12 protein-coding genes and 4 pseudogenes are annotated in these 12,315 nt (G+C 64.6%); 8 read left to right on the forward strand and 8 right to left on the reverse strand.

The features are described 5' to 3' along the window. Both DOO78_RS26060 and DOO78_RS26065 read left to right on the forward strand, forming a co-directional pair. Window positions 1-96: transposase domain-containing protein (locus tag DOO78_RS26060; protein ID WP_133258034.1), on the forward strand; the 96-nt coding region annotated here is incomplete at its 5' end. Between the two features lie 42 nt (window positions 97-138). Continuing rightward, a pseudogene (locus DOO78_RS26065) lies at window positions 139-264 on the forward strand (transposase); the annotation flags it as partial. A 113-nt stretch (window positions 265-377) separates the two neighbouring features. On the opposite strand, the pseudogene DOO78_RS26070 reads toward DOO78_RS26065, so the two are convergent. Beyond that, window positions 378-1,268: pseudogene (locus DOO78_RS26070) on the reverse strand (IS110 family RNA-guided transposase); the annotation flags it as partial. A 157-nt stretch (window positions 1,269-1,425) separates the two neighbouring features. After that, window positions 1,426-1,686: pseudogene (locus tag DOO78_RS28615) on the reverse strand (IS110 family transposase); the annotation flags it as partial. A 33-nt stretch (window positions 1,687-1,719) separates the two neighbouring features. Between DOO78_RS28615 and DOO78_RS28550 the strand changes: the two are divergent. Further along, window positions 1,720-1,893, forward strand: coding sequence for a helix-turn-helix domain-containing protein (locus DOO78_RS28550; RefSeq protein ID WP_128080166.1), 174 nt, complete (start codon window positions 1,720-1,722; stop codon window positions 1,891-1,893). 241 nt (window positions 1,894-2,134) lie between these two features. Further along, on the forward strand, window positions 2,135-3,154 hold the full coding sequence (locus tag DOO78_RS26080) for an IS110 family RNA-guided transposase (RefSeq protein ID WP_111472808.1): 1,020 nt from the start codon (window positions 2,135-2,137) through the stop codon (window positions 3,152-3,154). Between the two features lie 336 nt (window positions 3,155-3,490). On the opposite strand, the gene DOO78_RS26085 is transcribed toward DOO78_RS26080, so the two are convergent. Both DOO78_RS26085 and DOO78_RS26090 read right to left on the reverse strand, forming a co-directional pair. Further along, window positions 3,491-3,790: an addiction module antidote protein gene (locus DOO78_RS26085; RefSeq protein WP_111472809.1), complete on the reverse strand. Its 300-nt coding sequence runs from the start codon at window positions 3,788-3,790 to the stop codon at window positions 3,491-3,493. A gap of 2 nt (window positions 3,791-3,792) precedes the next feature. Then, complete coding sequence (locus DOO78_RS26090) at window positions 3,793-4,089, reverse strand: type II toxin-antitoxin system RelE/ParE family toxin (protein ID WP_111472810.1); 297 nt, start codon at window positions 4,087-4,089, stop codon at window positions 3,793-3,795. 731 nt (window positions 4,090-4,820) lie between these two features. Here DOO78_RS26090 and DOO78_RS26095 point away from each other — a divergent pair. From DOO78_RS26095 to DOO78_RS26105, 3 genes and pseudogenes are all read left to right on the forward strand, one after another. Then, window positions 4,821-5,504: a ParA family protein gene (locus DOO78_RS26095; protein WP_128080167.1), complete on the forward strand. Its 684-nt coding sequence runs from the start codon at window positions 4,821-4,823 to the stop codon at window positions 5,502-5,504. After that, the gene (locus DOO78_RS26100) at window positions 5,488-6,054 is read left to right on the forward strand and encodes a DUF3102 domain-containing protein (protein WP_165839097.1); all 567 of its coding nucleotides are present in this window, start codon (window positions 5,488-5,490) and stop codon (window positions 6,052-6,054) included. The genes DOO78_RS26095 and DOO78_RS26100 overlap by 17 nt, the downstream gene beginning before the upstream one ends. 60 nt (window positions 6,055-6,114) lie before the next feature. Then, window positions 6,115-7,104: pseudogene (locus tag DOO78_RS26105) on the forward strand (IS481 family transposase). Between the two features lie 159 nt (window positions 7,105-7,263). Here the strand turns inward: DOO78_RS26105 and DOO78_RS26110 are convergent. The 3 genes from DOO78_RS26110 to DOO78_RS28620 form a co-directional block, all read right to left on the reverse strand. Further along, window positions 7,264-8,211, reverse strand: coding sequence for a replication protein RepA (locus DOO78_RS26110; RefSeq protein WP_111472813.1), 948 nt, complete (start codon window positions 8,209-8,211; stop codon window positions 7,264-7,266). A 436-nt stretch (window positions 8,212-8,647) separates the two neighbouring features. Then, a complete protein-coding gene (locus DOO78_RS28645) occupies window positions 8,648-8,932 on the reverse strand; it encodes a DUF4112 domain-containing protein (RefSeq protein ID WP_456310042.1) in 285 nt (94 codons plus the stop codon). Next, on the reverse strand, window positions 8,830-9,417 hold the full coding sequence (locus DOO78_RS28620) for a DUF4112 domain-containing protein (RefSeq protein ID WP_408887593.1): 588 nt from the start codon (window positions 9,415-9,417) through the stop codon (window positions 8,830-8,832). Before DOO78_RS28620 ends, DOO78_RS28645 begins: the two co-directional genes overlap by 103 nt. Window positions 9,418-9,527: 110 nt before the next feature. Between DOO78_RS28620 and DOO78_RS26120 the strand changes: the two genes are divergently transcribed. Beyond that, window positions 9,528-10,748: an ISAzo13 family transposase gene (locus DOO78_RS26120; RefSeq protein WP_111472814.1), complete on the forward strand. Its 1,221-nt coding sequence runs from the start codon at window positions 9,528-9,530 to the stop codon at window positions 10,746-10,748. A 12-nt stretch (window positions 10,749-10,760) separates the two neighbouring features. Here DOO78_RS26120 and DOO78_RS26125 read toward each other — a convergent pair whose 3' ends face one another. Further along, window positions 10,761-11,900 carry a glutathione-independent formaldehyde dehydrogenase gene (locus DOO78_RS26125; RefSeq protein ID WP_111472815.1) on the reverse strand — a complete coding sequence of 380 codons (1,140 nt, stop codon included), beginning with the start codon at window positions 11,898-11,900 and terminating at the stop codon, window positions 10,761-10,763. Between the last annotated feature and the right edge of the window lie 415 nt (window positions 11,901-12,315).

Here is a 12,315-nt window from a genome sequence, read left to right on the forward strand (position 1 = left end):
CTCGCCGACTTGCTGACCCGCCTCGTCAACGGCTGGCCCAACAGCCGCATCGACGAACTCATGCCGTGGTGCTGGGCCACGGACGAAAAGGGCTGAACGTCAAGCGCGGCCTCGATGGGCCTGAAAGCCGCGCTTACCATCGAGATCATGTTTGGTAGACTGAAGGACTGGCGCCGCATTGCAATGCGCTATGACCGATGCGCGCACACCTTCTTCAGCGCCATCGCTCTCGCCGCAACCATCACTTTCTGGCTCGGACAATGAGTCCTGAGCCTAGATCGCGCATAGCTTCATGCCCCTCGTCTGGCACCCAGACGGGACCTCGCTCCAGGCGGTTGGTGCCTTGCCCGCCCGAACCCGCTATCTCTCCTTCTGCCTCATGCCGCCAGGGCAGCGCGATCGGCGACGAACGGCTTGCCGTCCGCGAGCATCCTGTGCAGCACCACGGCGAGCTTCCTCGCCAGGGCGACCTTCGCCTTCTTCACGCCTGCACGGGCGGCGATGCGGGCCGCCCAGCTCTTGAGCGCCGAACCTTTCACGGCGCGAGTGAGAATCGTATTCGCCGCCTCGTAGAGCGCCGCCCGGACACCAGCGTCGCCGGCCTTCGATATACGCCTGGTCAAGTCAGTTTCCCCGGACTGGTACTTCCGCGGCGTTAGACCGAAGTGGGCACCGACTGCCTTCGAAGATCGAAAGCGTGCGGGGTCGTCGACGGCCGAGACGAAAGTGAGCGCCACGATGACGCCAACGCCGGGCGTGGTCATCAGCAGCCGCGCTCTATCGCCGCTCCGTGCGGCGTCACGCAGGCGCTTCTCGAGGCCGGCCAGTTGCACCCCGAGCACCTCGCGTGCAGCCAGCAACGCCTCGGCGACAGCCGTCAGGCACGGATGCCGCTCGACCAGTTCCCGGATCCGTCCGGTAAAACTCCGAGCCGTGGTCGGCCCCACCTTCAGCCCGAAGCCGCGTAACAGACCGCGCAAGCTCATCTCCATATCGATCCGCTTCGTCTGCAGCAGCTTCCTCGCGGACAGCAAGACGCGGGTCTCCTGGGCGGGTGCCGACTTGCAGTGCACGGGTCGGAACCAACCGAGCCGCATCAGCTGCGCAATGCCGCGCGCATCCTTCCGATCGGTTTTGACTGCCATCGCCTTGAATGCATCCCGCACGTGTCGAGTCTCGAGAAGTTCGACCGGCAGGCCGGCATCGCGCATTGCAGCATAGAGCCACTGCGATAGCGGCCCGGCCTCCAGCCCCACCCGCGCCAGCGCGAATGGCGGCTGCCAGGCGCTTCATCTCGACCAGTCGGCGCATCTGCTCGCGCCTGATGCCGGCCTCGACGCTGCGCCGGATACGCTTGTCACTGATGTGTTCCAATCGTGTTTTGAAGCGGGCGATATCCTCCTCGATTTGCTCGATGTAGGTGAGGTGATCGCCCAGCGCTTCGAATCGAGGATCCGGAGGCAGCTTGTCCTGGTCACCGAGAACCTGGGTGCACGCGGCAATCAGCACGGCGTCGATGCGGTCGGCCTTGGCGCGCTTGAGATGGAGCTTGCCGAAGGCTTTGACCTGAGCCGGCTGCAGCAGCGTGACGGCGATGCCGTGGTTACGGAGGTGTCCCGCGACGCCACGTTCGTATCCGCCGGTCGCCTCCACCCCGACGCGTTTGATGCTGGCGGCCGCAAGCATGGTCGCCAATGTCTTCCAGCCGTCAACCTGCAGATGGTCCGCGACTGGGTGCCGCGGTTCAACGCCGAGGGTCCGGCTGGCCTGATCGACCGTAAGGCGCCGGGCCAGCCGCCACGGCTGACCGACGCGCACCGCGCCGCGCTGGCCGTGACGATCGAGGCTGGGCTGGTGGCGGTGTCGATCTACGCGGGCGCAATGATGCCATAGCCCCACAAGGAGGGTGGATGGCCTGCAGCCGCTCGGCCTTGTTCTCCCGCCTAGTGCTGCCCGGCATGCCCCGGAAGCCGCACCCCCTGCCCTGCCGTACCCCTAAAGGCGGCCAGGATAGCATGGCGGCACCCCGCGGGGCGGGTCTTGGCTTGATGAGGTGGATGCCCCCTGCTCCGCGGCATCGAGGTGCCATAGCGTGGTTGGTGCTGAGCCTGACCACGAGGGAGAGGAGGCATCCATGGAGCACGCTACCACGATCGGCCTCGACCTGGCGAAGAACGTCCTGCAGGTGCATGGCGTCAACGCCGCCGGCCAGGTCGTGCTGCGGCGCAAGCTGCGCCGAGCGGCGGTGCTGGAGTTCTTCGCCGCCCTGCCGCCGGCCCTGGTCGGCATGGAGGCCTGCGGCGGGGCGCACTACTGGGCGCGCGAACTCACGCGCCTCGGCCACACGGTGCGGCTGATGCCGCCGGCTTACGTGAAGGCCTATGTCAAGCGGGGTAAGACCGACGCGGCGGACGCCGAGGCGATCTGCGAGGCGGTGACGCGCCCCACCATGCGTTTCGTCCCCATCAAGACCGAGGCACAGCAGGCTGGCCTGGTGGAGCTCAAGGTCCGCGACCTGCTGGTCCGCCAGCGCACCCAGGCCATCAATCCGCTGCGCTCCCATCTCGCCGAGTACGGCATCGTGGCCGCGCAGGGCCGCAAGGTCGCCGAGCTGATCGCGCTGGTACGCGACGACGATACCCGGTTGCCTGACCTGGCGCGCGAGGCGCTGGGCGAGTTGGTGGCGCAGATTGAGGCGTTGGAGGACCGCATTGAACGTCTCGACCGCCGCATGGTCCGGCATGCGCGTGAGAACGAGACCACGCGGCGGCTGGCGACCATCCCCGGTATCGGCGCGATCGGCGCGACAGCCCTGGCCGCGCTGGTGCCCGACCCGCACGGCTTTGCCTCGGCGCGGCACTTCGCCGCCTGGCTTGGCCTGACCCCGAAGCCGCACTCGAGCGGCGGCAAGGAGCGCCTGGGCCGGATCTCCAGGCAGGGCAACTCCATGCTGCGCCGGCTGCTGGTCCTCGGCGCCACCACCTGCCTGCGCCATGCCAGGCGCAGCCCGGAGGCGGCGGACTGGGCAACGCGCCTGCTGGCGCGGCGGCCCTTCAAGGTTGCCGCCGTGGCGCTGGCCAACAAGATGGCCCGCATTGCCTGGGCCCTGCTGGCCCGGGGAGGAAGCTACAACCCATCCGCGGCCGCCGCCTAGGCGACCGCGTCCGAGCTCGCCGGGCGCCGCGCCCGGCGGAGGCCAAGGTGCTGAAGGAGCGATGACAGCGAGAGACCGGCGAGCCGGTGACGAGAGAGGCCGATTATCACAATGCGCCATGGAGCGCGCTGGCTTGATCGCCCCTCGTCCCGCGCAGCTCATCGGGGCCCGCGGTCAGACCGGCCGCACGCGAGGCCGGACACATGACCGCACCCGTGCTCTCAATGCCAGCGCTACGGATTCGCCTTGACCCGCAGGGGGCATCCACACATGTGATAACCGTGCTTCCCGCAAGCCAAACATCGGCGCTGCAGTTCCAGTAGGGTTCTCCCATACTCAGGCCGTATCGGGGCGCGCCGGCTCGACAGTCAGTCGAAGTCCCATGGTGCTCAGCACCTTCGCCACTGTGGCGAGCGATGGGTTGCCCTCCTCGGCGAGCGACCGATAGAGCGCCGGGCGGGCGAGCCCTGCTTCGTTGGCGATGCGGCTCATGCCGATGGCGCGGGCCACAGTGCCAAGGCCCTCGGCGATGTCAGCCGGGTCACCGCTGGCGAAGGACTGGCGCAGGTACTCCAGACGGCTCTCCTCGTCGTCTAGGTACTCTGCGGGGTCGAAAGTCTTGGTTTCAATGGCCATAGCTAGCCTTCCAGCTCCTGCGCGATCTCCTTGGCCCGGATGATGTCCCGGTCTTGTGAACTTTTGTCACCGCCGCAAAGCAGTACGACCAGCGTGCTGCCCTGCCGGATGAAGTAGATGCGGTACCCCGGCCCGTGATGGATGCGCATCTCCGACACGCCCTTACCCACCGGCTCCACGTCGCCGAGGAGACCTCGGGCTAGTCGCGCAATCCGCTTGGCGATGATCGCCCGGTCAGTACTGGATCGAAGGGTTCGGAGCCATGCGTCGAATACGGCGGTGGCGCGGACCTCGGTCATGCTCGGGTTGTATCCTGTAGGAGACAGTCCTGCAAGCATTTCTCTCCTGCCTTGCCATGCCGACTGGACCCACAGAAAGTTGGGACAGCATTCGCCGTGAGGGTTGGGAGCTGCTGGCCGGCTATGCAGTCGGAGAGCGGATGCGGGCGGCTGTGCGGCGAGCCCTCGATTACTTGCGGAGCCCAGCCGAGAGGACTTCGCCTGCCCTGGACAGCATCGTGGATGGGGGATTGGTCTCGCAGCGGGAAGCCACCCCGATTCGCGACGTCGTTGGCAGCCGGCTTCAGCATCTCAACGGCGCGCTGGGCTAGGATGTTACGATAGAGACCGATGCTGCCATCGTCCGCGGCGGCGGGTGCGCACTTTCCTACACTGTTCCCAAGAACAGGCAGGGTACATTACAGCTTAGTTGAAGGACAGTCCGGCCGGCGTCCAGTCGCCACCATCCTTACTGACCCGCGGGGTGAACGGCGCCCGACCCCTCACGTTGATGGCGGAGATGCAGTTCATCGCCATCTTGCTGGATTGCACGCCTCACGGTCGGAATTGTTTTGGCTCCGAACGCCGCTCCCATTTAGTCGCTGAAGCCAAGTTTTGCCTCGCCATTCGGCATGCAATTCGCCGACGGTGCGGCGAAAAGTTTAACCGGTCAGTTTTCTGCTGTCCTTCGTCGTTGCGGCTCCTAGCCCGTCAAAGGTATCAGTCGTGATTGGCTGTCGTTGGGGGACGACATGAAACGTCTACTGTTTTCGGCCGGCAAGGGCGGTGTGGGGAAAACCACTCTGTGTCGCAATCTGGCTGCTGCTGCTGCCTATGGCGGATTGAGGGTCGTAACGGCTGATCTCGACCCACAGGCAACGCTGACGATCTGGAGCCGGCGCAGGCCCAAAACGGTACCAGCCATCCCGCACTTCAAGGTGGCTTGGTCCGAGGCAGACGCCCTCCTCGACGACGGCGAGCTGGAGGGCTTTGACGCCCTCTTCATCGACACACCGCCGTCGATTGAAACGCAACCGGCGGCATTCCAAGCCCTGCTGGGCCGTGCCGACCTCGTCGTGGTGCCGACCCGCGCCACGTTCGACGACGCCGAATCAGTCGCGCCCTTCTTAAAGCACCTGCGAGAGGAGCAACGCCCTGCCGTCGCGGTCCTTAACTTCGTCAAACCGCGGGTGAACGTCAACGCCGTGAAGTCCTTCCTGCTCGACGCGGGCGAGCTCTGCCCCGTGGAAGTCGCCGACCGCACCGACTATGCCCGTGCCGGAGCGAAGGGTCTTGGCCTCGTCGATGTTCCGGGACATGCCGGCTTGGATGAGATGCAGGCGGTCTGGAGCTATGTGCGCGGAAAGGTGTGGGGCCGCGAACTGCCCAAGCGCCAAATCGCAGGGAAGGAGAAGAAACGTGTCCCGGCGGCTTAAGCTTGACGCCCCGCCGCCGCCCGTTCTCATTGAGGGCGACGCGCGGGTTCACGCTTTAAAGGCAGCGAAGTCGGAGCCCCAACGGGCGGAGGAGTTCGTCTCCGAAATTTCGCGGCTCTGGAGCAGGGCACAAGGCGCCTTTCTCGAGATCGGCCAACTGCTGATCAGGGCCAAGGACGTGCTGCCGCACGGCGAATACATGGCCGCGGTTGAGGCGGAGCTCCCGTTCTCAGCACGTACGGCGTACCAGCTGCGCGAAGCTGCACGTTGGGCAATGTCCGGACTAGTGCCCATGGAGCGCCTGCCAGGCGCTTACTCGACGATCTACCTGCTCTCAACCTTGGAACCGCCACTGTTACAAGAAGCTGAGCAGGACGGCCTTATCCGGCCGGAGCTCAAGCGTGCCGAGCTGATCGAGTGGCGGCGCCGGAAGGGCAGGGGAGATGACGGAAGGGATGAACGCCGCGCCCGTCTTGACCAGCTGCGCCGGCAGCGGGCGAGGCTGGAAGAGGAGATCGCAAGGTTGGAAGCAGAGCTGGAACATCCCTGAGCCTAGGTGTGCAGTCCCGGGGTGTGGTGGTGCGTTCTCGCGTGAGCAGGAGGACGCCCTATGGCAGCAGGTCTTCACGGCTCAGCCCGCACGACGCCGCGAGTTCGAGCCGGTTGAACGTATACGTTCAACCAAGCGTCGCAAGCGCCAAGCCGCGCCCTGGCCGCCCAGTACCACCTGAACCCCAAGACCGTGCGGAAATGGCGGGGCCGGACCGGCACCGCCGATGCACCCATGGGGCCGCGTCAGCCCAGAAGCAGCGTCCTCACAGAGGCTGAGGAGGCGATCGTGGTCGAGTTCCGGCGCCGCACCCTGCTGCCCCTCGACGATGTCCTCGGCTGCCTGCGGGAGGCCATCCCGTCACTCAGCCGTAGTGCCCTGCACCGCTGCCTGGTCCGTCATGGCATCTCCCGGCTGCCTCAGGACGACGACAAGACGTCGAAGCGCAAACGCTTCGCCGAAACCGCCATCGGCTACGTCCACATTGACGTCTGCGAACTGCGCCTGGCCGAGGGCAAGCTCTTCATGTTCCTCGCCGTCGATAGGATCTCCAAGTTCACCCACGTCGCTTTCCTCGACGCCAATACGAAGCTGAACGGTGCGGCGTTCCTCCGGGAGGTGGTCAGCGCCTTCCCCTACCAAATCCACACCGTGCTGACCGACAACGGCATGGCCTTCGCCGATCTGCCGAAGAACCGCGGTCGCCACGCCGCCATGGAGGCCGTCTTCGGCGGCCACATCTTCGACCGTGTCTGCTCCGAGCACGCCATCGAGCATCGCCTGACCAAGCTCTACCATCCGTGGACCAATGGCCAGGCCGAGCGGATGAACCGCACCATCAAGGACGCCACCACCAAGGCCTTCCACTACCCAGACCTCGACGCCCTCAAGGCGCATGTTCTGGCCTTTGTCATGGCCTACAACTTCGCCAAGCACCTCAAGGCTCTACGATGGCAGACCCCGTTCCAGGCCATCTGCGATGCCTGGGCCAAAGACCCAGACATCTTCAAAATCAACCCGCACCACCTCATCCCGGGACCAAACACCTAGGCAGTCTCTGGATACCGCTTTGGGCTGGCTGCCAAAGCGGCGGCAGGCCAGCGACCCGGCGGGCTCAAGCTACTGAGCGAGAGCGCTACAAGGACGCTGGGTTTGTGATGAGCGCGGGGCCTCAGACTGGGGGGTTAGGTATCGGAGCTTCTTCAATATCTAACCCCCCACTGCCACGATCCGCGGCGCGACCGGCGGTGGGGACGGGTGGAGGACCAGTCCGGCGTCGTCGTTAAACTCGATCCGGCCCTCGGTGTAGGCCGCGACCGCTGGAGCGAGCGCCTTCTTGAAGACGCGCCGGAAATTCGTCGGCAGGCTGGTCTGAGTGCCGAACTGCTCTTGCAGCGCCGCCCACCGAATGGGCGTGGGCTTCTTCAGCGTGTGTAGCCGGTAGGCAAGCCAGATGTAGATGTCGAGGCTGAGGCTGCGGTCGGCCAATTCCTTCAGCGCGGCCTCGCGCAGCGGAACCGGATGTTTCCGCAGCACCTCGTAGAAAACCTCGTCCAGGATGACGCGGTCTTCCCAGAGAGTCGGTTGTCGTTCATCGTTCGCCCGCGTGTGAAAGCGGAGGCCCGAGCGGACGAAGCCGCCTTTGTCCCAACCGGCAGCGGTGTCGCCTTCCCATTGAAATTTCAGGCTGCAGGCAGAGATCCGGGTCGCCTGCTCGCGCAGAGCCCTGCCTGTCTCGCCGCCCCACGACAGGCCCATGCGTCCGAGCCAGTCGCGCATACTTCGCCCGAGCTCGACCTCGCGCGATCCCGTCTTGATCGCCTGTGTTTGCAGATACAGGAGAATCATGCGGGCTCGTGCGCCGTATGGCACGCCCACGAACCTCGCAGGTGTGCCGACGCCCTTGCGTCCAGGCTCGATCTGCAGCGTGACGCTATGGCCGCGTTTTTCCCAGCCCTGGTCATCGGGCAAGCGCTTGTGCGGTAGACCGGTGAGGCAGAATCCCGTGTAGGTGATCCCTATGCGGCCGTCCTCATCGCCCATAATTTCGGCAGCGATATCAACGAGTGCCTTCTGTTCAGGCTCGACCATGGCCCGTGCACGGTCCCTACCGTGCACCATTACCAGTCGCCGCACGCCGCCGTCCACGTCACTCATGGAATCGCCTCTACACTGTTGGCGACCTTCCGCTTCAGGGCTCCACAGCGTCAATGGGGGGTTAGGTATCGCAGGCTAATCGAAGATATTTGAATTCAGACTAGTAGAGTCTGATCCTTCTCCCCCCGGGAAGACTCGGCATTTCGATCCTTCTCCCCCCATGGGCGATCCTTCTCCCCCCACTCCGGAACAGCCACCTGGGGATAACGGGCCGGGTGATACCTAACCCCCCACTGTCCGATTCGGTCGGACAGCCAGCCGATTCAAGGTCGCTCGATTGACCCCCTCACCGGGATCCTTTTGGTGGTTTTCCGCAGCCGAGCCGCGGACGCGGCCCATGGCACGAATGCGGCGAAACTGTATGTGTTCCGGGCACACCACCGAGCATCGCATCGATGCGGCCGCGCTTCCTGGCCCGGTGGCCGCTGCCGGCCGGCTACTGGGTATCCCGTGCGATGTGCTGCCGGAGCAGGGCCATGTTGCGGCGGTTGGCGCGGAAGAACACGTCGCCGACTGAACCTGCCACTGGGATCGCGCTGATCAACGCGTCGAGCCCAACATTGCCGATCATGCGCAGCACCGTTCCGGTCGAAACCCCGAGGCGGCGCGAGGCCCAAATCAGTAGGCTGGGATGGTGGTGGAGACGATAGGTCCGAGGCCGGGCAGCAAGCTCAGGAGCGCGTCGGCCCCAAAGCGGATCCCGGTCCCGGGGATATGCCAGCGGCTGTCGAGTAGGTCGGCGATGGCCTCCAGCCTGGCGCGCGAGCGCGCGTCCGGTGTGACGCGCGGGGCCCGGGTGTGGGCCAGGGTTGGATTGCGTATCACCGGTGCCTCGGCTGAGCAGTTCCAGTAGGGAACGCCGCAGGTGAGGGTCCGGTCACGGCCGCCTCCGGCGCCAGTGTCTTTCTGAGCACGCTCAACCTTCCGGAACAGCCCCTTCCAACCAGCTAACACGCGTTCTTGGCCTTTCCCGCGTGTTAGGAGAGGCATGCCACAATTGTCGCAAGCTGCTGGAATTCGGGTTTTCAAAGCTGCCATTGACGCTGTTGGGGCGAACTGCCGGTTGGGTGGCTGTAAGGCCCGTCTCACCGTGGCTGACACGTTGGTCACACTGCGCTTCAATGGCGGGTGTCCCAGTTGAACTGCACCCGGTTTCTTCGGACACCAATTTGTCTGACCGGGGACCGGCACAATGAAGTGCCGCATGGATCAGAACGACCGAGGTAAGGGTCCGTCCGCCGATAAGTGAATCGGGTTTGGGGCTGCGATCGTGGGTGGGGATTCACCCGCAGCGGGTGGCGCCGTAGCGTGCTGGGATGATCGACATTGAAGCGATCCAGGCGCGCTTTCTGGAATTATCGGCGCACCTGGACGAACGCGGCCGTCGCCTGCTGGCGGCATCGGAGGCCCGTGCTGCGGGCTATGGCGGGATCGCTGCGGTGTCGCGGGCGACGGGGCTGGCGGCGAGCACGATCGGCCGTGGCCTGAAGGACCTGTCGAATGGGTTGCCGCTGGGCCGCGTGCGCCGGCAGGGCGGCGGCGGCAAGGGAGCGGTGGAGCGGGATCCTGGGCTGTTGCCTGCGCTGCTGTCGCTGGTGGAACCGGAGGCCCGGGGCGATCCGATGTCGCCCTTGCGCTGGACCTGCAAGAGCCTGCGGCGGCTGGCGACGGAACTGACGGCGCGCGGCCATCCGGTCAGCCGCACGGTGGTGGGCACGTTGCTGGCCCAGGAGAAGTTCAGCCTGCAAGCCAACCGCAAGACGCGGGAGGGCAGCGAGCATCCCGAACGGGATGCGCAGTTCGCCCACATCCAGGCCAGCGTGAAGGCGGCCCTGGCGGAGCGGCAGCCGGTGATCTCGGTGGACACCAAGAAGAAGGAACTGGTTGGCGACTTCAAGAACGCGGGCCGCGAGTGGCGCCCGCAGGGCGATCCGGAGGAGGTGCGGGTGCACGACTTCCTGTTGCCCGAACTCGGCCGGGCGGTGCCCTACGGTCTCTATGATCTGGCGGCCAACGCGGGCTGGGTCAGCGTCGGGATGAATCACGACACCGCTGCCCTCGCGGTGCAGACGATCCGCCGCTGGTGGCAGCAGATCGGCCAAGTCCGCTATCCCGCCGCCGAGCGCCTGGTGGTCACTGCCGATGGCGGCGGCAGCAACGGCTGGCGCCTGCGGCTGTGGAAATACGAGCTAAAGCGCCTGGCCGACGAGATCGGGCTCGACATCGAGGTGCACCACCTGCCGCCAGGCACCAGCAAGTGGAATGCGATCGAGCACCGCCTCTTCTCGTTCATCAGCATGAACTGGCGGGCCACGCCGCTGGTCAGCTATCGCGTCATCGTCGACCTGATCAGCGCCACCACCACAACCACCGGCCTGACCGTGCACTGCGAGCTCGACGCCAGCCACTACCCCAAGGGTATTGCCGTCTCCGACGAGCAGATGGCCTCCCTCAACATCAGCCGCCATGCCTTCCACGGCGAATGGAACTACACCATCCACCCACGCAACAAGTCAGATCGAGCAGTTATCCGCTGACAAGCCCTTAGGTCAGATGCCCGGCTTGAGCACGACCTTCGTCCATCCATCATCGCGCGCATCGAAATGCTTGTAGGCGTCTGGCGCCTGATCGAGCGGCAGTCGGTGCGAGATGATTTGAGCAGGATTGGCCCGGCCATGCTTAATGAGGTTCATCAGCCGCCGGTTATAATGCTTTACATTACATTGCCCGGTGCCGATCTTCTGCCCCTTGAACCAAAAGTTGCCGAAGTCGAACGCAATCTTGCCTTCCTTCTGGAGATCGTCGGGCGCATTCGGGTCTTCCGCGATAAACACGCCGACGACGCCGATGCCGCCGGTGGCCTTCGTGCTTTTGACGAGGCAGTTCATCGTGTAATTGCTGCGCTCCTTGCCGTGGCGATCGCAACACTGATACCCTACCGCCTCGACCCCACGGTCGGTCCCGAGGCCGCCGGTCGCGTCAAGGATCTGCTGGGCGGGATCGCCCTTGCGCATGTCGATCGGAATCGCGCCCATCGCCTCGGCCAGTTTCAAACGGTCGTCGTGAGAATCAACCACGAAGATCTGAGAGGCACCGCGAATTTCGGCTGAGTGCGCGGCCATCAAACCGACCGGACCAGCCCCATAGATCGCGATACTCTCACCAGGCAAGAAACCCGACAACTCGACGCCATGCCAACCCGTCGGAAAGATGTCGGAGAGCATGACATAGTCATCCTCCTTCTCCTCAGCGTCCTCGGGCAGCTTCAGGCAATTGAAGTCGGCATAAGGTACGCGCATCATCTCGGCCTGACCGCCTTGCCACGGCCCCATCTCGGCAAAGCCATACGCTGCGCCGGCGGTTCCAGGATTGGTCGTGAGGCAAAAACCCGTCAGACCGCGTTCGCAATTTTCGCAGAACCCGCAACCGACGTTGAACGGCATGCAGACGCGATCGCCCTTCTTGATACGATCTACGGCAGCGCCGACTTCGATGACCTCGCCAAGGTTTTCGTGACCGAAGACCCTGCCCTTCTCAAAGCTGGTACGGCCCTCGTACATGTGAAGGTCGGACCCGCAAATGTTGGTCGTGGTCAGCCGGATGATAACATCGGTTGGCTTTTCGATCTTGGGATCATCGATGGTATTGACAGAAACATCTTTGGGCCCGTTGTACACGACAGCTTTCACGGATCTTCTCCTTTTGTAGCTCTGCTCTGGGCGTCATCAAATCGAGAGCTTGCTGATGATCCGGACCAGCGCAAAGGCGCATAGCGCCGCATCTTTCCAACCGATGTCAAGCTCCTAAACCGCCTGATGCCTGAGCGGTTCCTTCCCGTTCGGCAGTTCTAGGATCGATTTACGGCGGCTTTTCGATTGCCTGGGCCAGGACGATCTAAGAGCCCTTCCGGAAAGAAGTTGAGTCGCTGGAATCGGTTGTGATTCCCTCGGGTACGGTTGTGCTGTAAGCGCGGCTTTCAGGCCCATCGAGGCCGCGCTTGACGTTCCGCCCAGGCTGCCAGCAACAGCGCACTCAGCGCCGCAGGATCCTCCGGCAGTGTCGGCGTGTCGTCACCCGCGGCGCGCATCGTGCCGCCGAGTCTAC

The organism is Roseicella frigidaeris, assembly GCF_003258945.1.
Lineage (GTDB): Bacteria > Pseudomonadota > Alphaproteobacteria > Acetobacterales > Acetobacteraceae > Paracraurococcus > Paracraurococcus frigidaeris.

Excerpts from the sequence above, each read along its gene's own strand:
- DOO78_RS28620 (WP_408887593.1), bottom strand. The coding sequence starts at position 9,417 with ATGCGGCACTTCATTGTGCCGGTCCCCGGTCAGACAAATTGGTGTCCG.
- DOO78_RS26090 (WP_111472810.1), bottom strand. The coding sequence starts at position 4,089 with ATGACCGAGGTCCGCGCCACCGCCGTATTCGACGCATGGCTCCGAACC.
- DOO78_RS26080 (WP_111472808.1), top strand. The coding sequence starts at position 2,135 with ATGGAGCACGCTACCACGATCGGCCTCGACCTGGCGAAGAACGTCCTG.
- DOO78_RS26110 (WP_111472813.1), bottom strand. The coding sequence starts at position 8,211 with ATGAGTGACGTGGACGGCGGCGTGCGGCGACTGGTAATGGTGCACGGT.
- DOO78_RS26085 (WP_111472809.1), bottom strand. The coding sequence starts at position 3,790 with ATGGCCATTGAAACCAAGACTTTCGACCCCGCAGAGTACCTAGACGAC.
- DOO78_RS28550 (WP_128080166.1), top strand. The coding sequence starts at position 1,720 with ATGGTCCGCGACTGGGTGCCGCGGTTCAACGCCGAGGGTCCGGCTGGC.
- DOO78_RS26120 (WP_111472814.1), top strand. The coding sequence starts at position 9,528 with ATGATCGACATTGAAGCGATCCAGGCGCGCTTTCTGGAATTATCGGCG.
- DOO78_RS26095 (WP_128080167.1), top strand. The coding sequence starts at position 4,821 with ATGAAACGTCTACTGTTTTCGGCCGGCAAGGGCGGTGTGGGGAAAACC.